At 42.6% G+C, this 22,048-nt stretch carries 20 protein-coding genes, 1 other RNA gene and 1 pseudogene; 19 read left to right on the top strand and 3 right to left on the bottom strand.

What is annotated here, in order from left to right:
* Nucleotides 1-127: 127 nt before the first annotated feature.
* The 4 genes and pseudogenes from C4K46_RS05885 to pepC form a co-directional block, all read left to right on the top strand.
* A pseudogene (locus C4K46_RS05885) lies at nt 128-1,894 on the top strand (GBS Bsp-like repeat-containing protein); the annotation flags it as partial.
* A gap of 188 nt (nt 1,895-2,082) precedes the next feature.
* Entirely contained in the window at nt 2,083-3,543 is a 1,461-nt protein-coding gene (locus C4K46_RS05880; protein WP_209627964.1) for a nicotinate phosphoribosyltransferase, read from the top strand.
* Nucleotides 3,540-4,364 carry an ammonia-dependent NAD(+) synthetase gene (gene nadE, locus C4K46_RS05875; protein ID WP_209627963.1) on the top strand — a complete coding sequence of 275 codons (825 nt, stop codon included), beginning with the start codon at nt 3,540-3,542 and terminating at the stop codon, nt 4,362-4,364. The genes C4K46_RS05880 and nadE overlap by 4 nt, the downstream gene beginning before the upstream one ends.
* A 13-nt stretch (nt 4,365-4,377) precedes the next feature.
* Nucleotides 4,378-5,712, top strand: a complete 1,335-nt coding sequence (gene pepC, locus C4K46_RS05870) for an aminopeptidase C (protein WP_209627962.1) — start codon at nt 4,378-4,380, stop codon at nt 5,710-5,712.
* A gap of 266 nt (nt 5,713-5,978) precedes the next feature.
* Here pepC and pbp1a read toward each other — a convergent pair whose 3' ends face one another.
* Both pbp1a and recU read right to left on the bottom strand, forming a co-directional pair.
* Complete coding sequence (pbp1a, locus tag C4K46_RS05865) at nt 5,979-8,114, bottom strand: penicillin-binding protein PBP1A (RefSeq protein WP_209627961.1); 2,136 nt, start codon at nt 8,112-8,114, stop codon at nt 5,979-5,981.
* Nucleotides 8,107-8,709: a Holliday junction resolvase RecU gene (recU, locus tag C4K46_RS05860; protein ID WP_209627960.1), complete on the bottom strand. Its 603-nt coding sequence runs from the start codon at nt 8,707-8,709 to the stop codon at nt 8,107-8,109. The genes pbp1a and recU overlap by 8 nt, the downstream gene beginning before the upstream one ends.
* A 65-nt stretch (nt 8,710-8,774) precedes the next feature.
* Here recU and C4K46_RS05855 point away from each other — a divergent pair, with 65 nt between their 5' ends.
* The 14 genes from C4K46_RS05855 (at nt 8,775) to C4K46_RS05790 (ending at nt 19,522) form a co-directional block, all read left to right on the top strand.
* Nucleotides 8,775-9,302: an SLOG family protein gene (locus tag C4K46_RS05855; RefSeq protein ID WP_209627959.1), complete on the top strand. Its 528-nt coding sequence runs from the start codon at nt 8,775-8,777 to the stop codon at nt 9,300-9,302.
* Nucleotides 9,303-9,371: 69 nt separating this feature from the next.
* Entirely contained in the window at nt 9,372-9,713 is a 342-nt protein-coding gene (gpsB, locus tag C4K46_RS05850; protein WP_209627958.1) for a cell division regulator GpsB, read from the top strand.
* 14 nt (nt 9,714-9,727) lie between these two features.
* Nucleotides 9,728-10,096: RNase P RNA component class B (gene rnpB, locus C4K46_RS05845), an RNA gene on the top strand.
* Nucleotides 10,097-10,148: 52 nt separating this feature from the next.
* Entirely contained in the window at nt 10,149-11,303 is a 1,155-nt protein-coding gene (locus C4K46_RS05840; protein ID WP_209627957.1) for a THUMP domain-containing class I SAM-dependent RNA methyltransferase, read from the top strand.
* A 12-nt stretch (nt 11,304-11,315) separates the two neighbouring features.
* Nucleotides 11,316-12,914 (top strand): cell division site-positioning protein MapZ family protein, encoded by a 1,599-nt coding sequence (locus C4K46_RS05835; protein WP_209627956.1) that lies wholly within the window; start codon nt 11,316-11,318, stop codon nt 12,912-12,914.
* A 344-nt stretch (nt 12,915-13,258) separates the two neighbouring features.
* Nucleotides 13,259-14,650 (top strand): PHB depolymerase family esterase, encoded by a 1,392-nt coding sequence (locus C4K46_RS05830; RefSeq protein ID WP_209627955.1) that lies wholly within the window; start codon nt 13,259-13,261, stop codon nt 14,648-14,650.
* Nucleotides 14,651-14,812: 162 nt separating this feature from the next.
* Nucleotides 14,813-15,160, top strand: a complete 348-nt coding sequence (locus C4K46_RS05825; protein ID WP_209627954.1) for a TIGR04197 family type VII secretion effector — start codon at nt 14,813-14,815, stop codon at nt 15,158-15,160.
* Complete coding sequence (locus C4K46_RS05820; RefSeq protein WP_209627953.1) at nt 15,161-15,517, top strand: hypothetical protein; 357 nt, start codon at nt 15,161-15,163, stop codon at nt 15,515-15,517.
* The gene (locus C4K46_RS05815; RefSeq protein WP_209627952.1) at nt 15,507-16,973 is read left to right on the top strand and encodes a hypothetical protein; all 1,467 of its coding nucleotides are present in this window, start codon (nt 15,507-15,509) and stop codon (nt 16,971-16,973) included. Before C4K46_RS05820 ends, C4K46_RS05815 begins: the two co-directional genes overlap by 11 nt.
* A 2-nt stretch (nt 16,974-16,975) precedes the next feature.
* Nucleotides 16,976-17,659, top strand: coding sequence for a DUF443 domain-containing protein (locus tag C4K46_RS05810; RefSeq protein WP_209627951.1), 684 nt, complete (start codon nt 16,976-16,978; stop codon nt 17,657-17,659).
* The gene (locus C4K46_RS05805; RefSeq protein WP_209627950.1) at nt 17,656-17,958 is read left to right on the top strand and encodes a DUF4176 domain-containing protein; all 303 of its coding nucleotides are present in this window, start codon (nt 17,656-17,658) and stop codon (nt 17,956-17,958) included. The genes C4K46_RS05810 and C4K46_RS05805 overlap by 4 nt, the downstream gene beginning before the upstream one ends.
* 173 nt (nt 17,959-18,131) lie before the next feature.
* The gene (locus tag C4K46_RS05800) at nt 18,132-18,677 is read left to right on the top strand and encodes a hypothetical protein (RefSeq protein WP_209627949.1); all 546 of its coding nucleotides are present in this window, start codon (nt 18,132-18,134) and stop codon (nt 18,675-18,677) included.
* An 8-nt stretch (nt 18,678-18,685) separates the two neighbouring features.
* Nucleotides 18,686-19,210, top strand: a complete 525-nt coding sequence (locus C4K46_RS05795) for a hypothetical protein (RefSeq protein ID WP_209627948.1) — start codon at nt 18,686-18,688, stop codon at nt 19,208-19,210.
* 198 nt (nt 19,211-19,408) lie between these two features.
* Nucleotides 19,409-19,522, top strand: a complete 114-nt coding sequence (locus C4K46_RS05790; RefSeq protein ID WP_209627947.1) for a DUF4176 domain-containing protein — start codon at nt 19,409-19,411, stop codon at nt 19,520-19,522.
* A gap of 184 nt (nt 19,523-19,706) precedes the next feature.
* Here C4K46_RS05790 and C4K46_RS05785 read toward each other — a convergent pair whose 3' ends face one another.
* A complete protein-coding gene (locus C4K46_RS05785) occupies nt 19,707-20,189 on the bottom strand; it encodes an S-ribosylhomocysteine lyase (protein WP_209627946.1) in 483 nt (160 codons plus the stop codon).
* A 211-nt stretch (nt 20,190-20,400) separates the two neighbouring features.
* Between C4K46_RS05785 and C4K46_RS05780 the strand changes: the two genes are divergently transcribed.
* Nucleotides 20,401-22,008, top strand: coding sequence for a ribonuclease Y (locus C4K46_RS05780; protein ID WP_209627945.1), 1,608 nt, complete (start codon nt 20,401-20,403; stop codon nt 22,006-22,008).
* Nucleotides 22,009-22,048: the final 40 nt, after the last annotated feature.

Here is a 22,048-nt window from a genome sequence, read left to right as displayed (position 1 = left end):
AAATCAATTAAGGGATAAGGAAGAGACGGTTTTAGATTCTCAAATCGAAAATCAAACAGAAGACAATTTGACTCCAAAAGAGAAAGAAAAATATGATAGTCAGCCTTTAGCTCCCCATGACAAAACACCAGAAGGTCACTTATCAATTGAGAACCAGGATAATAATGCTGGGACCTATGATGTAATCGTTTCTCAAGTATATAGTCCTAAAGGTGTAAAAGAAGTTCTTCTTCCTACTTGGTCTGATAAAGATGGCCAAGATGATTTGATTTGGTATACTGCTAGTCAACAGGCTAATGGTAATTATAAAGTGACAATTAAGGCTAGGAATCATAAATTTTCTACCGGCTCTTATCACAGTCACCTTTATTATATCCAAGAAGACAATACTCAGATTGGAATTGGGTCAACTAGTACTCAGGTCTCCATTGGTCGTCCTAAGGGGAAAATTGAAGTAAGAAATCAAGATGATCAAGCAGGGACCTTTGAATTGTTAGTTACAGAAATTTCCAGTCCTAAAGGTGTAAAAGAAGTTCTTCTTCCTACTTGGTCTGATAAAAATGGTCAAGATGATTTAATTTGGTATAAAGCTAATCAGCAAGCTGATGGTAGTTATCTAGCAAAAGTAAGCTTGCGTGACCACAAATTTTCCACTGGAGTTTATCACAGTCATCTTTATTATATCCAAGAAAATGGAAGTATGGTAGGTGTGAACTCTACTAGTGCTGAAATATCGCTGGCTCCTGCTCAAGGTAAAATTGAAATACAAAATCAGGATAATCAGTTAGGAACATTCGATATCCTAATTACAAACATTTCTAACCCCAAAGGGATAAGGGAAGTTCTTCTTCCTACTTGGTCAAAAGTCAATGGTCAAGATGATTTGGTTTGGTATAAGGCTAGTCAACAGGCTGATGGTAGCTATTTAGCCAAGGTTCGAGCTCGCGATCATAAATATACATCAGGTGAGTACAGTGTTCATCTTTATTATGTCCAAGAAGATGGTACAACGGTTGGCGTTGGAAGCACGAGTTTAGACGTACAGATAGATAAAGAGCATATCAAACCTACTGGAAATATCCTTATCCAAAATAACAATCCTAAAACAGGTATTTTCGATGTGTTAATAACCAATATTTCTAACCCTAAGGGAGTTAAGGAAGTGTATATTCCTGTTTGGTCGACTATCAAGGGTCAGGATGATTTAGTTTGGTATCAGGCTAATAGGCAAAATGATGGCAGTTATAAAATAACTGTTAAAGCTAGCGATCATAAAAATTCTGTTGGAGAATATCAGCTCCATCTGTATTATGTTCAAGATGATGGAAGCAAGGTTGGGGTCGGTAGTACAACTGTTCAAGTTTCTAAAGCAACCTATACAACTCCTTATTTTTCACAGAGGGATGGCCGCTGGGCTGGACGTGTTTACGGAATTGGCAATATGGATGCAGCGGGCTGTGTACCAACAACCCTAGCTATGGTTATATCTGGAATAAGAGGAGAGACAGTTTTACCAACTACTGTTGCAGACTACCTTTATCATCAGACAAATACCTTCAATAAATTTGGTTTTGGTACCAGTAGCCGGGGCATTGTTTTAGCAGCTAATAATTGGGGGCTAACAACAGAGGTCTTAGGAACAGATATGGCTATTAGAGATGCTTTAGAATCAGGCCATCATGTCCTAGGAGCTGTTGGAACAAGTATCTTTGCTTCTTATCCAATTACCCATGAGCTAGTTTTGAAAGGTTATGATAATGGTAAGACATATGTGATGGATCCTTACAATTCTAGAAACAACGGTTGGTATAGCCTCTCCTATCTTTCATCTGTTCGAAGTACTGATCCAACAGATAATACAGAAGGCTCCCCTTTTATTGCAATTAAGGGCTAGACCAGTAAAACTTTCTTGAGCGAGTAATTAAATTTTAGATATAAAGACAGATCAAAATATATGGTCTGTTTTTATATTCCATACAAATCCTTTTTAAAAATACTAAATAGGTATAAATGCGAGATGCTCATTTCTCCTCCCTTTTAATTTGTGATATAATAAACCTATGTTTAAAAAAGGAGTAGTTTATGTATCCAGACGATAGTTTAACCTTGCATACGGACCTTTATCAAATCAATATGATGCAGGTATATTTTAAGGAAGGGATTCATCAAAGGCATGCTGTTTTTGAAGTCTATTTCCGGAAGGAGCCTTTTGAAAATGGCTATGCTGTTTTTGCTGGTCTAGAAAGGATTGTCTCTTATTTAGAACAACTCCAGTTTACAGAGAGTGACTTGGCCTATCTGAGGTCTCTCGGTTATGCAGAGGATTTTTTGGCCTATTTGGCGGACTTTAAAATGCAATTAAGTGTTCGAGCGGCCCGAGAAGGGGATTTGGTTTTTGCCAATGAACCCATCGTTCAAATCGAAGGCCCCCTAGCCCAGTGTCAATTAGTTGAGACAGCCCTATTAAATATTGTTAACTACCAGACCCTAGTAGCTACCAAAGCCGCTCGGATTCGCTCGGTTATTGAAGACGAACCCCTCATGGAATTTGGGACCAGACGGGCCCAAGAGATGGACGCTGCTATTTGGGGAACCAGGGCTGCTGTTATCGGGGGAGCAGACGGGACTAGTAATCTTAGGGCCGGCAAGCTCTTTGACATTCCTGTCCTAGGAACCCATGCCCATGCTCTAGTTCAGGTCTATGGCAATGACTATCAGGCCTTTAAGGCCTATGCTGAGACCCACCACGACTGTGTCTTTTTAGTTGATACCTACGATACCCTTCGCTTGGGAGTTCCGGCTGCCATTCGGGTAGCTAGGGAAATGGGGGATCGGATTCGTTTCTTGGGCGTCCGCATCGATTCGGGAGATATTGCCTATATTTCTAAGAAGGTCCGCCAGCAGCTAGATGATGCAGGCTTTCCAGAAGCTAAGATTTATGCCTCTAATGACCTTGATGAAAATACCATTTTAAACCTTAAAATGCAGAAGGCCAAGATTGATGTTTGGGGAGTAGGAACCAAGCTAATCACAGCCTTTGATCAGCCGGCTCTGGGAGCTGTCTACAAGATTGTCGCTATTGAGGATCAAAATGGACAGATGCAAAATACCATTAAATTATCCAATAATGCAGAGAAGGTCTCCACGCCAGGGAAGAAGCAAGTCTGGCGAATTACCAGTCGTGAAAAAGGAAAATCGGAGGGAGATTATATTACCTATGATGGCATCAATGTGGATGGCCTAAAAGAGTTGAAAATGTTCCACCCGACCTATACCTATATCAAAAAAACCGTCAGAAATTTTGATGCAGTCCCACTATTGATTGATATCTTCAAAGAAGGGAAAAGGGTCTACCAACTCCCTAGTCTGGCGGAAATTCAAAGCTATGCCCGCAAGGAATTTGATAAGCTTTGGGACGAATACAAGCGGGTCCTCAATCCCCAAGATTATCCAGTTGATTTGGCCCAGGATATTTGGCAGGACAAGATGGATTTGATTGACCAGATGCGCCAGAAAGCCTATGAAAAGGAGGAGAACAAGTGAGCCTACAAGCAGAAATTATTAAAAAGCTAGGGGTCCAGCCTGAGATTGATCCCCAGATAGAAATTCGTCGCTCGATTGATTTTCTCAAGGCCTACCTTTATAAGCATGACTTTTTGAGGACCTATGTTTTAGGAATCTCTGGTGGCCAGGACTCAACTCTAGCAGGTCGTTTGGCCCAACTGGCCATGGAGGAAATGCGGACAGAAACCGGGGACGCTAGCTATCAGTTTATCGCTGTTCGTCTTCCTTATGGTTTACAGGCTGATGAAGCAGATGCCCAGAAAGCTCTAGACTTTATAGGGGCTGATCTTAACTTGTCTATCAATATCAAGGAGTCTACGGATGCCATGATGGAGGCAGTCCAGGCTACAGGTGCGACTGTTTCTGATTTCAATAAGGGAAATATCAAGGCCAGGAGTCGGATGATTGCCCAGTATGCCCTGGCGGGAAGTTACCAGGGAGCAGTCATCGGGACGGATCATGCTGCCGAAAATATTACAGGTTTCTTCACCAAGTTTGGTGATGGAGGGGCAGACATCTTGCCCCTCTACCGGCTCAACAAGCGTCAGGGCAAGCAACTTTTAGTAGCCCTCGGAGCAGATTCAGCCCTTTATGAAAAGGTACCGACAGCTGATTTAGAAGAGGACAAGCCGGGTCTAGCAGACGAGTTGGCCCTGGGTGTCACTTATGATGAAATTGATGACTATTTAGAAGGAAAGGTCATTGCCCCTAAAGCACAGGAAACGATTGAAAATTGGTGGAAAAAGACCGAACATAAGCGGCACCTACCGATTAGTGTCTTTGATGATTTTTGGAAATAAGGAGGAAGTCAGAATGAAATCCCTAGATCAAACATTTACAGATAAGCTCTATGCGGCCTATCAGGCCAATCAAAAATTTGGATCCTTGGAGAATGCCATTAGTCATAATGGTCTTTTCAAGTCCCTAGAAAAAAGGAAGGCCCAAGTGGAGAATTTGCCTGTCTTTTCCCTGGATTTAACCAAGGATGCAGTCAGCAATCAAAAGGCATCCGGTCGTTGTTGGATGTTTGCGGCCCTCAACACTTTTCGTCATAAACTGATTGCTGATTTTGAGTTGGAGTCTTTTGAACTCTCCCAGGCTCACACCTTTTTCTGGGATAAGTATGAAAAGTCCAACTGGTTTTTGGAGCAGATTTTACTGACAGCGGATCAGGACTTGACTAGCCGTAAGGTCAAGTTTTTACTAGATACTCCCCAGCAAGATGGGGGACAATGGGATATGGTCGTGGCCCTTTTTGAAAAATATGGAGTTGTGCCCAAGTCAGTCTATCCAGAGTCCATCTCTTCTAGTAACAGCCACGAGCTCAACCATATTTTAAATAAGATTCTGCGCCAGGATGCTGAAATTCTCCGTCAACTATTGGCCAGTGGAGCGGACCAGGCCCAAGTCCTGGCTAAAAAAGAAGAGCTCCTAGCTGAAATCTTCAACTTCCTAGCCATGAATCTAGGCCTACCACCTCGCCAGTTTGACTTTGCCTACCGGGACAAGAACAATAATTACCATAGCGAAGAAGGGATTAGCCCCCAAGAATTTTACCAGAAATATGTCAACTTAAAGTTGGATGACTATGTTTCGATTATCAATGCTCCGACAGCTGATAAGCCTTATGGTCGCTCTTATACCGTTGAGATGTTGGGCAATGTCGTAGGAAGTCGTCCTGTTCGCTATTTAAACGTCGATATGGAGCGTTTGAAGGAGCTGGCTATTCTGCAAATGCAAGCCGGAGAAACAGTTTGGTTTGGTTCCGATGTGGGCCAATCCAGCAACCGTAAGGCTGGCATTATGGCGACAGAACTCTATGACTTTGAGGCCAGCATGGACATCAAGCTTAGCCAGGATAAGGCTGGCCGCTTGGATTACAGCGAGAGTCTGATGACCCATGCCATGGTCCTGGCTGGGGTGGATTTGGACCAAGCGGGCAAACCTAAAAAATGGAAGGTTGAAAATTCCTGGGGTGAAAAAGTTGGTGATAAGGGTTATTTTGTTGCTAGCGATTCTTGGATGGACGAATATACCTACCAAATCGTGGTCCGCAAGGACCTGCTGACAGAGCAGGAGCTAGCTGCCTATGAGGCTGAGCCGACCCTCCTTGCACCTTGGGACCCAATGGGGGCCCTGGCTCGTTAGTAGCAGCTGACATAAGTAAAAAAATAAAGTCAGAACTTAAAGGCTAAGTCAAACTTGCCTAGCCATTTCTTTTAGTTAGAGTAGAAGACTTCTAGCTCAAAGTCGCTAATCATCAAGCAAAGAAAAAACTTAGTAAGCTTAGTCTCCCTAAGTTTCAACTTAAAGACAAACAGTTTCAATACTTGTTTGTCTTTTCTTTTGTCCTTGTAGACCTTTTAAGCCATATAAAAATGCCTCCCAGTTTTGAACTGGAGAGGCATTTGACTCTATTGATTGTTAGAGTTTTGGTTTTGTTGATTGTTTGGGCTAGATGACTCACTAGTTTCAGTGTTGGAGGAGTCATTGCCCGTTTGGCTAGAGCTAGAGTAGTCATCTGTGGTGCTAGAACTAGTTGAGTAGTAGTTGGATGAATTGTTATAGTAGCGGTTATTATAGTAGCTACTATTGCTGAGGTAGAGGTAGGATCCGCTGCGGTAGAGTCCGCTCGGTGCCTCCCAGTCGACATTTCCTTCAGAATGAAGGTAGGTCATCATATTGCGGTAGACATCGGTTGCCACCTTGACTCCATCATCTAGGACAGGAGTTAGGCGGTTAGAGTAACCGGTCCAAACAGCCATTGAGTACTGTGGTGTATAGCCGACAAAGAGCTCGTCTGGTGTCACGATACTAGAGCCATAGTAAGGCTTGGTTAGTTTCGCTAGTTCATCAGGAGTATAGTTAGTTGTCCCGGTCTTACCAGCTTGATAGACTCCTGAAATCAAGGCATTTGTACCAGTCCCTGAGGTCAAGACCGTCTTCATCATATCGGTCATCATATAGGCCGTTGTTTCCTTCATGGCCTTGCTACCACTATTACTAAAGTCTTTAGAGGTCCCATCGGTAAAGACAACCCGATTGACATATTGTGGCTTGTAGTAAGTACCACCATTGGCAAAGGCCGCAAAGGCCGCAGCCATTTTTTCACTGCTTGCCCCGTACTCACGACCAGACTTGCTGGTATTACTTGAAATGGCATTGGAATAATGCATTTCTGGGTAGTTGATACCAAGTCCGTTAAGGAATTTGAGTGAGTCTTCCAGGCCGACCGCAGCGAGGGTCTTAACGGCTGGGACGTTCCGCGATTGCTGGATTGCGTACTGCATGGTCATCCAGCCCATGTATTTCATATCCCAGTTGTAGACGGGAGTGCTGGATTCAGGGAAGTTGTAAGGTGCATCACTGATACCGGCTCCTGTTGTGGTATAGACTTCATTTTCCAGGGCTGGAGCATAGTCGGTAATCGGCTTCATGGTAGAACCCCAGTCCCGGTTGGTCTCAACAGCTTGGTTGGTACCAAAGGAAACGTTGGAGGTCTGGTGTCTAGCTCCTAGTTGGGCAATCACTCGACCATTGGTAACGTCCATAATGGTTGAAGCAACCTGCATTTCATTGTCTGGGTAAAGGACATATTCATCACTATTATAGATGTCCCAGAGTTTTTGTTGGGCTGCCGTATCCACATTGGTATAAACTTCCATACCAGTAGTCAAGACATTATAGCCTGTTTCTTTCTCAACCTGGTCAATCACTTCTTTCAGATAGTTGTCCATATAAGCCGGATAGGCTGCGGAACTCTTGAGCGGTTGTAGGCCATCAGTGATTGGGGTATTGACAGCTTGTTCGTATTGCTCGGCTGTCAGATACTTTAATTTGTACATTTCAGACAGGACCAGATTGCGGCGCTTAAGGGAGGCTTCTGGCTGGCTGTAAGGGTCATACTGGTTAGGAGCCTGAGGCATGCCGGCTAGGAGGGCTAGCTGGGGTACGCTCAAGTCCTTCAGGTCCTTGCCGTAGTAATTTTGGGCTGCTGTCTGCATACCGTAGTTACCGTTGGACATGTAGACCTTGTTGACATAGTAGGTCAGGATTTCCTGTTTGGTCGCCTTGCGCTCTAACTGAATCGCTAACCAAGCCTCTTGGGCCTTACGCGAGAGGGTTTGATCGGCCGTTGAGGTTGAGAAATAGGTCAATTTAATCAACTGCTGGGTCAGGGTTGAGCCCCCTTGCTTACCGCCTTTTCCAAGGTTGTTGAGGAAGGCCCCGATAATCCGGACCGAATCCACTCCCCGGTGATTGAAGAAACGGTGGTCCTCAATAGCCACGATGGCATGGACCAAATCAAGAGGCAATTCACTGGTTTCAGCATTGACCCGTTTTTCAGCCCCCAAGTCCGCAATCAAATTCTTTTGATTGTCATAAATCTTACTGGACGTCGTTGCAATCAGCTTGTCCTCAGACAAGGCTGGTGCCTTATGAGCATAGTAGAAGAAGATCCCACCACCAGCTATAATCCCTAGGATAAGTAGGGAGACGAGACCGCAAGCGGCCCATTTTAAAGCTGTGAGCATGGATTGTTTATTCATTTTTATTACCACCTAGTAGATTTTTTGCAATGATTTCAAGATAAGGAACGCTGGGAAGGGCAGCCTGGGGGACCAAATATCCATGTTCTTGGATATAGGTTAGAGGCATGGACTTACTCCCCTGGTCAATCTTGTAAAAATCAATTAGATAAGGAGCGGGAAGGAGATAGGTCTCCTTCAAAGTCGAAAAATGTAGAAGGACAAAGCAAATTCCGTCTTGCTCAGTGACCCTCTCCATGTGGTCAATCTGGTGAGGGTGAAAGTTTTTCATGGGCATGGAATTTTTCTGGCGGGTTTCCTTGGCCTCAAAATCAAGATAATAGCCCTGGTAGACACCAGAATAGTCGGTCGTGGAGGCCTGCCTAAAGTAGGCTTCCACAATCTTGGCTCGACTCCTTTGGGGATAATCAACTCGGACAATCTGGACAGGTGTTGGCTTTTTATGAATGACCGCTAGCCCGCGACTAAGATAGTAGTCGTTGCTTGCGTTAATCATCTTTTCAAAAGACATCCCCCGATTAGCAAAGTTAATCGTCCCCTTTTTTCGTCTTTTTATGTTATTTTTGGGAATAACCTTATGTGGATAGTTGACCATAGAACTCCTTATTGGTACAATAACATCACTCTATTATATCATAAAAAATTGTAAAAGGATAATAAATGACAAGTATCTTGGTAGTTGGCTACAGGGCTTTTGATTTGGGCCTCTTTAATGACAAGGATATTCGTGTAAAAATCATCAAAAAAGCCATTAGAAAGGACCTGCTTGCTCTCTTGGATCAAGGCCTAGAATGGCTGATTTTTACGGGAAATCTAGGTTTTGAATATTGGGTCTTGGAAGTCGCTAGGGACCTGCAAAAAGATTATGACTTGCAACTGGCTACGATTTTTGCCTTTGAAAATCAGGGACAAAACTGGAATGAGGCCAATCAAGAAAAACTGGCCCAGTTTAAGGCGACATCCTTTGTTAAATATGCCTACCCTCGCTACGAAAGTCCCAGACAGTTTGCTGATTATAACCAATTTCTTTTGAGCAATACTCAGGGTGCCTATGTATTTTACGACGAAGAAAGGGAAACAAATCTTAAATATCTTTACCAAAAGATGAAAGAAAATCAACAATATTTTATCAAAAGATTAACCTTTGATGACTTAAATGAAGAGGCAGAAAATTTTTCTGAAAAATAAGGTTTAGACCTTGATTTTTATCTCTCTTTTCGTATATAATGATAATGACTAACGAGAATGGAGAGAGAAATGGCAAGTATTATTTTTACCCCTAAGGATATTTTTGATCAGGATTTTAAGAGCAGTGTTCGCGGTTATAGCAAGCAAGAGGTTGATGAATTTCTGGATGATGTGATTAAAGACTATGAGACCTATGCTGCTTTAGTTAAGGATTTGAAGGCTGAAAATGCTCGCTTAAAAGAAGAATTGGCTAATAAACCCCAGGAAGCTCCGGCTCCGACAGTGAGCCCTAATCCCCAACCCAAGGTGGACATCCCTCAGTCTGCTAGCGTGACTAATTTTGACATTTTAAAACGTTTAAATCGGTTGGAAAAAGAAGTTTTCGGCAAGCAAATTGTTGATAGTGAATAGATAAGACAGGTGCAATTTTTGGATAATCGCATGGGAATCGCTTGTGATTTCTATGAGGAAAGTCCATGCTAGCACTGGCTGTGATGCCGGTAGTGTTTGTGCTAGGCGAATCCATAAGCCTAGGGACGATTTTTCGTTACGGCGACCGAAAGGACTAAGTCGCAAGATAGGTCTGAATAGGTCTGAAAGTGCCACAGTGACGTAGTTTTTGTGGAAACGCAAAAAGTGGAACGCGGTAAACCCCTCAAGCTAGCAACCCAAACTTTGGTCGGGGCATGGAATACAGGGAAACGAACCTAGTATTCTGACTGGAAACAGTAGACAGATGATTATCGAAGGAAGTGAGACCTAGTCATTTCTGGAACAAAACATGGCTTATAGAAAATTGCATATAGGTTGGCTAGCGTATGCTAGCTTTTCTTTTGAGGATACTTAATGAAGAAAACATTTAACTTAATCGCCACAGCAGCGGCTGGTTTAGAAGCAGTTGTTGGACGAGAAATTAGAAATCTAGGCTTGGATTGTCAGGTCGAAAATGGTCGGGTCCGCTTTGAAGGAGATATAGAAACCATCATCAAAACCAATCTTTATCTGCGTTCAGCTGACCGGATAAAAATTGTTTTGGGCTCCTTTCCAGCCAAAAGTTTTGAGGAGCTCTTTCAAGGAGTCAAGGCCCTGGACTGGGAAAATTACTTGCCCCTGGGTGCAAAATTCCCCATAGCCAAGGCCAAATGCGTCAAGTCAAAACTCCACAATGAACCCAGTGTTCAGGCCATTACCAAAAAGGCCATTGTCCGCAAGTTGCAGGCCCACTACGCTCGTCCAGAAGGAGTTCCCTTGCAAGAAAATGGAGCAGAGTTTAAGATTGAGGTTTCAATTTTAAAGGATCAGGCTAGTCTGATGATTGACACGACCGGCTCTAGCCTTTTTAAAAGAGGGTATCGGACCGAAAAAGGGGGAGCGCCCATCAAGGAAAATATGGCGGCAGCCATCCTCCTCTTATCTAACTGGTATCCTGACAAGCCCCTGATTGATCCAACCTGTGGCTCAGGGACCTTTTGTATCGAGGCGGCCATGTTGGCCCTCAATATTGCGCCGGGCTTGGGGAGAAGTTTCGCCTTTGAGGAATGGCCCTGGGTCGAGGCCGACCTGGTCCAAGAAGCTAGGCGCAAGGCCAGGTCTGAAATTAGGCAGGATTTATCTTTAGATATTATGGGAACGGATCTGGATGGGCGAATGATTGAAATCGCTAAAAAGAATGCCCAGGCCGCTGGTGTGGCCGAGCAGATTGACTTTAAGCAAATGCGGCTTCAGGACCTCCGCACCGATAAGATAAATGGTGTGATTATTTCCAATCCTCCCTATGGAGAGCGGCTTTTAGATGATGATTCGGTCAGCCAGCTCTATCGAGAAATGGGACAGACCCTAGCCCCTCTTAAGACTTGGAGTCAATTTATCCTAACCAGTGATGAGGCTTTTGAGCAAAAGTTTGGACGACAAGCAGATAAGAAACGCAAGCTTTATAATGGGACCCTCAAGGTTGATTTGTATCAGTATTTTGGCCAGCGAGTCAAACGTCAAACAGACTAGAAAGGACAGGTCATGACTAAAGAAGAAAAATATTCAGGCAAGGGAGAAGAGGACAAGGAGTCCATTCTAGATTTTGAAGAAGCTAAGGAAATGACGGTTGGTCAGGCTAGCAGGAAAAGTGAAGAATTAGAAGCTGGTGTGACTGCTGACGATAATGTTTTGGATAAATACATCAAGCAGCATCGCCAGGAAATCGAGGCAGGAAAATACGAGGCTAAGGAGACTAGCCAAGGAAAGTTTGCTGATACCAGTCTAGACTTGGAAGATTTAATCAAGGAAATCCGCAGTGAGGCCCGAAAGGAAGGGACTTCTTCAGCAGAAAAAGTCCAAGAAATTCCAGTAGAGGATAATTCCCAAGTCGAAGAAGTAGAGGCGGAAACTCAGCCTGCCCCTAGTCTTCAAGCAAGTGACGAGCTCACACAAGAGCCTGAAAATGAAGAAGATAGTGAAGTGACACAAGCCTTCTCAAGCCCTCCTTTGGAGGAAAAGGGAAGTTCGATCCTAGAAAGCGAGCAAGAGTCCGAGCAGGATACCCTTCCCTTGGATGACTTGCCAAGTAGCCTGAGTCGCAGTCGTTCGGACCACTATGCGAGGGATGACTGGCAGGACGAGGAAGAAACAACTCCCTTTTATAAGCGGAAAAAAGTTATCTATTCCAGTCTAGCTGTTTTAGCCCTAGCTATTGGAGGGACCAGTCTCTTTCTATTGAACCAGCAGAGGCAGGCAGGTAAGACCAAGACTAGTAGTTCTAGTAGCCAGACTAGTCAAAAATCGTCTAGCTCTTCAGATAATGTGGACAATCCCGACTTAAAGGCCTTTAACGACTTGTATGATTCCTTCTTTACTGATAAGAATAAAATTTCGCTTAAGAACAGTAGTTTTTCTAACCTATCTAAGCTCAAGGCAGCCTTGGATAAACTCAAGGATAGCAAGGAATACAATGTAGCCAAGGCCAAATATGATAGTTTGGTCAAGCAAGTGGAGGCTATCCAGGCTGTTAATAACCAGTTTGAGTCGGCCGCTGTCACCGATGGCGTCTTGGACTCCAATGCCAAGGTCAAGGCGGGAGCCAAGTTTTCTGAGGTCAATACAGGTAATGACCACTTAGACAAGCTCTTAAAATCAGCCATCAGTCAGGCCAAGGGGCAAGAAACGGTTGCTCCGACCAATCCAGGGACAGCTGCTTCGACAGCTGACTCCAACCAGACAGCAGAACCTGCTCCAAGTAGTCCAAGCACACCTGCTGCAGGTGGCAATAATCAGGCGGCAGGGACGATTACCAGCCCCACTCCTTACGGGGGACTTTCAAGTGCTGGTGTAGCCTTGCAGCGCGATCGCAGTCGTGTCCCTTATAATCAGGCTGTCATTGATGATGCCAACAACCCAGCTTGGACCTTTAATCCAGGCATCTTAGAAAATATCCTGAATATCTCCCGCCAACGGGGCTATATTACGGGAGACCAGTTTATCCTGGAAAGGGTTAATATTGTTAAGGGAAATGGTTACTATAATCTCTTTAAGCCAGATGGGACCTACCTTTTTAGTATCAACTGTAAGACCGGCTACTTTGTCGGAAATGGTCCAGGTTATGCGGACTCCTTGGATTATTAGTTAGATAAAACTATAGGCTCTAGATGAAAAAACTAGAAACGAATGGCTCCTCCTTCTTAGATTGAAAGTCTAAAAAGGAGGAGCTTTTTGAATCTTAGCTTGACCTTTGCCTCCAAGTCTTACTTGTTTCCTTCAACACTCCACTGGAGTGTTGAAGCTTTGTTTAAAATTGTTATAAAACTGTTAAAAAGTCTATTCAGAGCCTATTTATCAGTCTTTTTGGGCCTAAGCTCCCCTTTTTCCGGCTTGTTTTTGTCATAAAAAGTCCTTATAATGTAAGGAAATGTAGGAAAGCCCCCGTTTTTGAGGGCGCCTACTCTTGGCTGATAAAAGGAGGAAATGCCATGCGAAAAATTCAACAGTCCTTTTTGGCTCTTTTTTTAGGGCTGCTGCTTTTCTTATCTGTTTTGCCCGTTGCTGCCGAGCGCTCTTGGCCCAGAAATATCTCGGTTGCAAAGACCAGTCTAGTCATCAATAATTATGAGTTTGGCCCGGCAGTTGACAAGCTAGTCCTAGAAATGAATGACTATGTAACCAGGGTTGACACCAGTTCATTACAAGTCAAGACAATGGGAGTAGATCGACGAGTGACCAAGGCTTATCTATCTGATGCTCAAGGTCGAGAAGCCCGACAAAATGCCAGCAAGTATCTAGCCCTAGATTTGGCTGTTGATAGCTTCAACTCAGATGATCCGACCCAGACCGCCCAACCCTTCAGTTTTGACTTGACTACTTACCGAAATAGCTGGGTTAGTTCCTATCCCGTCAAGGTGGACGGACTGAGGCTTTCTCCCTACTATGGCCGCCGCTTGATTCAAGTCAATTCAGAGCAGGAGACTATTGCTAATAAAATCATCCCTTCTGCCCAAGTCTTTTCAGAGCGTGGAGCTTACAGTCTTCCTTATGCTGCCTATCAACCCCAATCAGCAGGTAGCGGTGAGAAAAAGCCTCTCTTAGTCTGGCTCCACGGGATTGGTGAAGCTGGAGAGGACATCAATTTCCCTCTTCTAGCAAATGAAGTCAATAAATTAACCCAAGAGGAGATTCAGAGTCACTTTACATCGACAGGAACTGGAGCTCAAAAGGGCGCTTATGTCTTGATACCTCAATCTCCGACAGCTTGGGGAGAATCTCAAGAAGCGGCCCTCAAGGAAACGATTGAGAGCTATGTGGCAGCCCACCCAGATATTGATAGAAGCCGTATCTACCTGATGGGTGGTTCAAATGGAGCTAGCATGACCGTCGATATGGGGGTTAGCTATCCAGATACCTTTGCAGCCCTAGTTCCCATTGCGGGCTTACTCTCCTCGCGCGTCCAGGTGACTGAGAGTGCTGGTGACAACATCTATAGCCTAGATGAGAAAAGCATGACCGCCCTCAAGGACCAGCCTATCTGGCTGATAACAGCTAGGGCTGATGAAAGTGTCCCAGTAGATAGCAACACCCTCCCCTTCTATAAGGGCCTACTTCATGGTGGAGCTAGCAACAAGTGGTTAACCTATTATGAAAATGTGCAAGGAACAGAGCTAGCCCAAACTTACAATGGCCACTGGTCTTGGATTTATCTCTTCCATGACCAAATCACAGGGGTCCAAAATCCCGATAATGCTCGAACTTGGCCTGGTCTAACAGGAATGGTGGCTACGGATGCAGCCAAGGGGGGCGATGCCCAGGCGACAGTTAATGGTCAAGCCTATAATAATATCTTTGATTGGCTAAATGCCCAAAGACGATAATGGTTAAATAGAAATGGAAATGAAGCATTCAACCCTCTAGAAAGGAAGAAAGCTTCATTTCTTTTTTTATCAACTTAGGGTGAGAGCTTTGGACAATATTGCAATTTTTTGACAGCTATGTTACAATAGTCCAAATAAAATTTACCTAAAAAGGAGACTTCTATGGTTCAAGTTCAGTCCAATTCTTCCAGCGCCAAGGCCTGCGCGAGTAGCCTCATGGCGGCTGCTACTAGTCTGATTTCTACTTCCTCTATCCAAGAAGATAGTAGCAGTAACTATGTCGGAAATGACCTCCTTAAAGAACTTTTTGCTAGCGAGGAGACCCTAACAACAAATGTAGCTGCCCAGATTGAGAAATTTGTTGGCCTGGTTCATGGTGTTCACAAGGGCTTTGATGCTTCGGACCAATGGTTGGCTTATCAGCTTCAAAAAAATAGTTATGCTGCTCTTATCGGTCAAAGCAAGCAAAATTCTTCTGCTACTAGCAAGAAAAAGACCGGAGGCAAGTAGATGCCCAAGAAAAGTCTAAAGGAGATTGAGGCGGCTCAACTCGAAAATGAGAGAGAATTTGACCGTTTGGCTCGCAAGAAACGTCAGCTAGCCAGCTTTGAGCAAGACCTAATGCTGGCTTATTCAGATCTCTATCAACCCTTGCAGCAACTCGATTACCAAGTGACTGGCTCTAAGGATACTAGTGATTTAAATGAGCTCCTACTGACTTGGCGAAGGGTGGAAAGCCAGCTGACCCAGGCTTTTATAGAGGCCGAGGGCCAGTTAAAAAAGATGGAGGGAAACCTAGAAGACCAGTCTGAGCAGATTGCCAGACAGAAAAGAGCCTTTTACGAGGAGGAAGAAAATGGGAATTAAGATGAACTTAGGAGCTAGCGATGCCCAAGCAAGCTCAGCCCAAAGTGTGATGGCTGAACGATTGGCTGCCTACGACCAACTGGTTGCAGCTGTTCAGCTCCTTTCGGGTGCCAGTAATCTAAAAGGAAAGGCTTATGGCAATGTCCTAAGCTATGCGGAAGGGAAACTCCTGCCCTTTGCGGAAGGAGCTAAACTCCTTATTCAGGGAGTCGGCCCCACAGCAGCCAAACCTGCTAGTGATTATCGCGGTCAGGTCGGAGGAGAAGACCTAGATGAGGATGATTTAGTCAAGCAAATAGAGGCTTACAATAAGAGTATTGATGCTGCTCAGCAAACCCTGGCTAGTCTGACGGTCTCTAACCCCCTCTCCAGTATTGCCCCTCTGTCCAATACAGCCCTTAGTCGGGCCGTTTCTGCTGCTATCGCCCAAACTACTAGTAAGCGAGATGAACTCCAAACCAAGCTAGACAAACTCAGGACCTGGGCAGCTGGTACTGCCAATATCCTAGGTGAAGTCAGTCCTCTCCAAGCTGCTGTCAGTCAAGGCTTTTCTGAAATCTCTCAGGATTTTGCCGCTTTTAATGGGAGCTTCCCCACTATCAAAAAAGGGGAAGAACCCCAATGGGTCAAGACCATTAACAAGCATGTGAAGGCGGAAGAGGCAGAGGTAGAGGAAGCCAAAAAATCAAATGTAGATTATCAAAAGGTACTTGCTAAAATAGCACAGGGGAAAGAGCCTAATGAGAAAGATTTGAAAGTCATGAAAAGTTTTTCGGATAACTATCCGCAGGAAGCAATTGACTTTTTGAAATCAGCTCTATCCACAGTCAGCGAAGAAAGCCTAAAGAAGATTATCAGTAAGATTGATAGTTCTATCCCGAATCTGACTAGCTATATACATGTATCTACTAGCCAAAATCCTTATTTTAAAAATGTCGGAGTATCCTTTAATGCTAGTAGTTATGCAGATGACCTTGCCTCTTCCTTTGCTAAAAAATTCTTCAAAGGGGCAACTATTGCCGAGGTTAGTCTACCTATTCCAGGAACATCTGCCTCAATGAAAATTTCAGGAGTTAGTTCTGTCTTTATGGGACTTGACTTTATGGAAAATCTCAAGAGCGAGAATGTCGGACGAGCCTTTAGTCATACAATGACGACTGCAGCTATGACTAGTGTAGGTGTCACAGCTGTTGAAACCGGTATATTGGCAGCAGCGGTAGGAGGTTCAGAATTTGCTAGTGTTGCAGCCGCTTCAATGATGGCTCATCCAGTTGGTTGGGCGATTATAGGTGGGATAGCAGTAGGATATGTAGCAGGTTTAGCTTATGACAAGAACTTTCTAGGGATAAAGGACTTTGCGAATAGTGTGGGTGATGGTATCAATAATATGGCTAATGGTGTCGGAAAAGCCCTTGATTCAGGCTTCAAATCCGTTCAGAAAGTATTTGGGTGGTAAGTATGGATTTAAAATTTATTCCTTCAAACTTAGCTTCTTACCAGATAGTTGAGGCAGAAGGAAAAAAGTATTTAATGGATACAAGTACAATGAGCCCTAAAAGTTATTTGTGGGGTAGCCTACCGAATGAAATTTCGGTAGAGATGATAGAGCTTACTCCTAATACTGTAGATAGTTTTAGGTTACTTGGAAAAGCGAAGTCCAGAACCACACTTGGAACGGCGACTATTGTGCTTATGGTACAGCCATTTGTGAAAATCATTGATAGCTTATTAACAACCTTTTTCAACCAAAATGATATTAGTCAAAGGCTTTTTATAAAAATAGCTCTATTTCTTATTTCAATTCTATTAACTTATCTCGGTTTTATTTTTTATGCTAGAATAATACATAAAAAATCAGCTAGTCAATTGACTGGACAGGAAAAACAATATCAAATGATATTCAAAACAAGTAATAGACGTTACTATGAGTGTTATTTCTTGATAAGTATGATTTTGATTTGTCTAATTTTTTATATGCTAATTAGCGGTGGACGGGAAGGATTTTTATTGATTATAAATACAATATTCACAGCAATAACTTTTATGTATACTCTAGGAATATTTCCAGTGAACGTTTTTTATGCTAACAAAAGAATATTATTTGAAAGAATCGAAGAAATCAATCATAAGGAGAAAAAATGAACAAGATTTTACCAATTGGAACCATTCTTTATTTGAAAGAAGGAACGACAAAAATAATGATTTTAAATCGTGGTGTCACAGTAACACAAGATAATCAAGAAGTTCTCTTTGACTATTCAGCTGCGATTTACCCTATGGGGCTTAACCCCGAGCAACTCTTCTATTTTAATCAGGAAGATATTGATAAGGTTGTCTTTGAAGGCTATCACGACGAGGAGGAAGAGCGATTTGTTCAACTGTATCAAGACTGGTATTTAAAACAGAAAGAGATCCTTCCTAAAGGAAAGACTTCTCGATAAGAAAGTCAAATATTTTCTAGGCCCTGGTGGCCTCTTTTTGTTAGGAAAAAGGCTGGGAAAGTGCTACAATAGGGGAAAGAAAAGGACTATCTTGAAAAACAGATTGAGGGTATTAAGAATGGAGTAGGCGATGCTGTAAAGGGCGTCAGTGATTTTTTAGGAAGTGTGTTTAATTGAAAAAAACAAAAAATATGATTTCAATCGGTGTTTTTAAGGACAAGGGGCTGTTTTATGATTTTGATGACAATAAAGTATACAGTCGCCAACTTGGAGCATTAAAAATATATAATCTTAAATGGTTTGTCCTAGGATTAAGTCTCTTTCTAGGTGGTTTTTTGGGACAGTTGGGGTCATTTGACACAAGCTTATTATTTATGAAATGGCTCTATTTATGTTTGTCTTTTGCTGGGATTGCTTTACTTTTATCTCTAACGCTTAAAAATCCTAGTGAATTGGATTTAGAAGAATTTCATTATCATAGATATTTTGAATGGGAAGCTTTTTTGGAGAAAACAAAATCTCAATTTTACTTTCTTTTAATGGGTAGCGCCTCATGCACGCTTGCTCTAATTTTATCAATCCAAAACTATCTACGACAAGCTAGTATCATGTTTTATGTGTTGGCTAATATCTTTTTTGCAGCAGTCTATCAAATGGTAGTAGTTTTACAAATCTTTAAGCGGCATAGAATGTTGCAAATATTGATGAAAAATTTTTAGAAAAAATAATGAGCCAATTTATAGCTATCGGAAAATTCGACAATAAGATGATTTATTTTGACAAAAAACATTCAGAATTATATATGTTGCCTATGAAGCAAGAGACAGCTCCAGATTTTAGGTGGCTAGTCCCAGCTACAAGTATTGCAATTAGTAGTTTAATGGCAAAGTTAAATTCTAGTGTCATAGTTGAGCCAATTTATCGAATCTTAATTGTCCTTGTGATATTTTTATTATCTATTCTTTTAGTAGAATTTGCATTGAAAGTACCCGATAAAGAAAAGATAATTAAATTTGATTCTAAAAGATATTTTGAATGGGATAACTTTATAGCAAAAGAAAAAAGCAATTTTTTTCTTTTGCTAGGAATAGATTTATTTATTTCTTTTATAGGTGGAATATATACTTTTGATTACTTGAAAACAGGAATAAATAGTAATTTATTTATTATTATTTTAGCATTTCCGTTATTCTATCTTTTTACTTTTCAAATAGATTTAGTAAATCGTTTTAAAATACTAAGAAAATTATAGTTAAAGAAAAAATTATTGAAATTATTGAAAAGAACAAAGCAACAAATTTTAATTGGCATATTTGAAAGATGAAATATTTTCTATATGTCAGTAATTTTATGGTTATACTAATTTATATATTAGTTCATTTATTTCTATTCACCTCTAATCTATACAAGAGAATACGTATTATACATATTTTACGGAAAGGGTAATCTCATGACTAAATATTTACCACTTGGAAGTGTTGTCCAATTACATAATGGAGACGTAAAACTCATGATTATCAGTCGTTTTTCGTTATATAATCATCAAGGAGAAATTGAAGAATAAATTGGTTTAAAAAGACAGGGGGCAGTACACTAGATAAGGCAGTTCAGCTGTCTTTTTTATTTTGGGGGATATGATATAAATGTCGTGATACATAAAAAAACCTCCCTCTCTAGCTAGGCTAGGATTAGTTGGAGGTTTTTGTTTTTTTGATAGGTAGGTAGTTGTATGATTGGCCTTGGGCTAGTTAAACGAGATGGCGTTCAAAGGCATTATCTGAAATACCCTGCGCAAGGATGACTTTGGCCCATTCCTTGGCTGAAAAGAGGCTGTGATCCTTGTAGTTTCCACAGGATTCGATAGTGGTGCCTGGGACATCCTCCCACTCGGTTTTATAGGCGATTTCTTCTAGGCTGGAGCTGATTACCTGGGCAATTTCAGCTGGACTGTGTTGGCCCCACATAATCATGTGAAAGCCAGTTCGACAGCCGAAGGGCGAACAGTCGATTAGTCCATCAATCCTTTGTCTAATCAACATGGCCAAGAGGTGCTCGATGGTATGGAGGCCGGCTGTGGGGATAGAGTCTTGGTTGGGTTGGACCAAGCGAATATCATAGTTGGAGATGACATCTCCCTTGGGTCCAGTCTCCTCGCCAATCAAGCGGACATAGGGGGCCTTAACGATGGTGTGGTCCAGTTCAAAACTTTCAACGGTAACTTTTTTAGTCATGCTTGTCTCCTTTTTTTCTACTAGCTAAATTATAGCATAAATTTCCCCGACTGGCTGAAAGAAAGGCAAAGGCTTGCTGGGACTGATTTCCTATAGATAATATAAGAAATCGTTTCCTTTTTTCCAATTTCAATTTGTGAATTTTACGTTTTTATGATAAAATAATTAAGAATTTTTGAAATTCATATTAACTAAATAATGAGGTAAAAACATGGAACTTATTCTTTCAGTTGTTTTTGCCGTCATCATTGGTTTAGTCATTGGATATGTAAGCATCTCGGCCAAAATGAAGTCTTCAAAAGAGACCGCAGAGCTTACTCTTTTAAATGCTGAACAAGAAGCAACCAATTTACGCGGACAAGCTGAACGGGAGGCCGATTTGATTATCAAAGAGGCTGAACGGGAAACCAATTCGCTTAAAAAAGAAGCACTTTTGGAGGCAAAAGAAGAAGCCAGAAAGTATCGAGAAGAGGTTGAAGCGGAGTTCAAATCTGAACGTCAAGAGCTAAAGCAAGTTGAGAGTCGTTTGACAGAACGCGCAGCTAGCCTTGACCGTAAAGATGATAACCTGACCAACAAGGAAAAATCACTCGACCAGAAGGAACAAAGCCTTTCTGACAAAACTAAACACATTGATGCGCGGGAAGAGCAACTAGCTGAGCTTGAAAAGCAAAAAGAAGCTGAGTTAGAAAGGGTTGCCTCCCTTTCACAAAGTGAAGCGCGTGATATGATTCTGGCCCAAACAGAGACCAAGCTTTCTAAAGAAATTGCCAGTCGGATTCGGGATGCCGAGCAGGAAATTAAGGAGCGTTCAGACAAGGTCGCTAAGGATATTCTTGTTCAGGCCATGCAGCGGATTGCTGGTGATTATGTGGCTGAGCAGACCAACTCAACAGTCCATTTGCCAGATGACAGCATGAAGGGTCGGATTATTGGCCGAGAAGGTCGAAACATTCGGACCTTTGAGAGCTTGACTGGAATCGATGTGATTATCGACGATACTCCAGAAGTGGTTACCCTATCTGGTTTTGACCCTGTTCGGCGGGAGATTGCCCGGATGACTATGGAGGCCCTACTCAAGGATGGCCGGATTCATCCAGCCCGTATCGAAGAGTTGGTTGAGAAAAACCGCCAGGAAATTGACCACCGGATTCGAGAATATGGTGAAGCAGCAGCCTATGAAATTGGGGCTCCCAATCTTCATCCAGATTTGATGAAGATTATGGGTCGCTTGCAGTTTCGGACTTCTTATGGCCAAAATGTTTTGCGCCATTCCGTTGAGGTTGCTAAGTTAGCCGGAGTTATCGCTGGTGAGCTGGGTGAAAATGCCAATCTAGCCCGTCGGGCTGGCTTCCTCCACGATATTGGAAAAGCCATTGACCGCGAAGTAGAAGGTAGCCATGTTGAGATTGGAACTGAGTTGGCCCGTAAGTACAAGGAGCATCCGGTTGTTGTCAATACTATTGCTAGCCACCATGGAGATGTTGAGGCTGAAAGTGTCATTGCGGTTATTGTCGCAGCGGCAGATGCCCTCAGCGCCGCTCGTCCAGGTGCTCGGAGCGAATCTCTGGAAAGCTATATCAAACGCCTTCAAGACCTAGAAGAGATTGCCAACAGTTTTGATGGGGTAAAAAATAGCTTTGCCCTGCAGGCTGGTCGAGAAATCCGAATCATGGTTAATCCAGGCAAGATTAAGGATGACAAGATTACTATCCTAGCCCATGACGTGAGAGAAAAGATTGAAAATAATCTTGAATATCCAGGAAATATCAAGGTGACGGTTATTCGCGAAATGCGAGCAATTGACTATGCTAAATAAGAAAAGGAGCAGGGCAAAAGCCCAGCTCTTTTTCTAAAGG

Origin of the sequence: Streptococcus oricebi (genome assembly GCF_017883985.1) — a bacterium.
GTDB lineage: Bacteria > Bacillota > Bacilli > Lactobacillales > Streptococcaceae > Streptococcus > Streptococcus oricebi.
Note: the sequence above shows the minus strand (reverse complement) of the source record. Positions and strands in the feature narration are given on the sequence as shown.

What these genes read in the sequence shown, in the direction of transcription:
- C4K46_RS05880 (WP_209627964.1), top strand. Translation starts at nt 2,083, where the DNA reads ATGTATCCAGACGATAGTTTAACCTTGCATACGGACCTTTATCAAATC.
- pepC (WP_209627962.1), top strand. Translation starts at nt 4,378, where the DNA reads ATGAAATCCCTAGATCAAACATTTACAGATAAGCTCTATGCGGCCTAT.
- pbp1a (WP_209627961.1), bottom strand. Translation starts at nt 8,114, where the DNA reads ATGAATAAACAATCCATGCTCACAGCTTTAAAATGGGCCGCTTGCGGT.
- recU (WP_209627960.1), bottom strand. Translation starts at nt 8,709, where the DNA reads ATGGTCAACTATCCACATAAGGTTATTCCCAAAAATAACATAAAAAGA.
- C4K46_RS05855 (WP_209627959.1), top strand. Translation starts at nt 8,775, where the DNA reads ATGACAAGTATCTTGGTAGTTGGCTACAGGGCTTTTGATTTGGGCCTC.
- gpsB (WP_209627958.1), top strand. Translation starts at nt 9,372, where the DNA reads ATGGCAAGTATTATTTTTACCCCTAAGGATATTTTTGATCAGGATTTT.
- C4K46_RS05840 (WP_209627957.1), top strand. Translation starts at nt 10,149, where the DNA reads ATGAAGAAAACATTTAACTTAATCGCCACAGCAGCGGCTGGTTTAGAA.
- C4K46_RS05835 (WP_209627956.1), top strand. Translation starts at nt 11,316, where the DNA reads ATGACTAAAGAAGAAAAATATTCAGGCAAGGGAGAAGAGGACAAGGAG.
- C4K46_RS05830 (WP_209627955.1), top strand. Translation starts at nt 13,259, where the DNA reads ATGCGAAAAATTCAACAGTCCTTTTTGGCTCTTTTTTTAGGGCTGCTG.
- C4K46_RS05825 (WP_209627954.1), top strand. Translation starts at nt 14,813, where the DNA reads ATGGTTCAAGTTCAGTCCAATTCTTCCAGCGCCAAGGCCTGCGCGAGT.
- C4K46_RS05820 (WP_209627953.1), top strand. Translation starts at nt 15,161, where the DNA reads ATGCCCAAGAAAAGTCTAAAGGAGATTGAGGCGGCTCAACTCGAAAAT.
- C4K46_RS05815 (WP_209627952.1), top strand. Translation starts at nt 15,507, where the DNA reads ATGGGAATTAAGATGAACTTAGGAGCTAGCGATGCCCAAGCAAGCTCA.
- C4K46_RS05810 (WP_209627951.1), top strand. Translation starts at nt 16,976, where the DNA reads ATGGATTTAAAATTTATTCCTTCAAACTTAGCTTCTTACCAGATAGTT.
- C4K46_RS05805 (WP_209627950.1), top strand. Translation starts at nt 17,656, where the DNA reads ATGAACAAGATTTTACCAATTGGAACCATTCTTTATTTGAAAGAAGGA.
- C4K46_RS05795 (WP_209627948.1), top strand. Translation starts at nt 18,686, where the DNA reads ATGAGCCAATTTATAGCTATCGGAAAATTCGACAATAAGATGATTTAT.
- C4K46_RS05790 (WP_209627947.1), top strand. Translation starts at nt 19,409, where the DNA reads ATGACTAAATATTTACCACTTGGAAGTGTTGTCCAATTACATAATGGA.
- C4K46_RS05785 (WP_209627946.1), bottom strand. Translation starts at nt 20,189, where the DNA reads ATGACTAAAAAAGTTACCGTTGAAAGTTTTGAACTGGACCACACCATC.
- C4K46_RS05780 (WP_209627945.1), top strand. Translation starts at nt 20,401, where the DNA reads ATGGAACTTATTCTTTCAGTTGTTTTTGCCGTCATCATTGGTTTAGTC.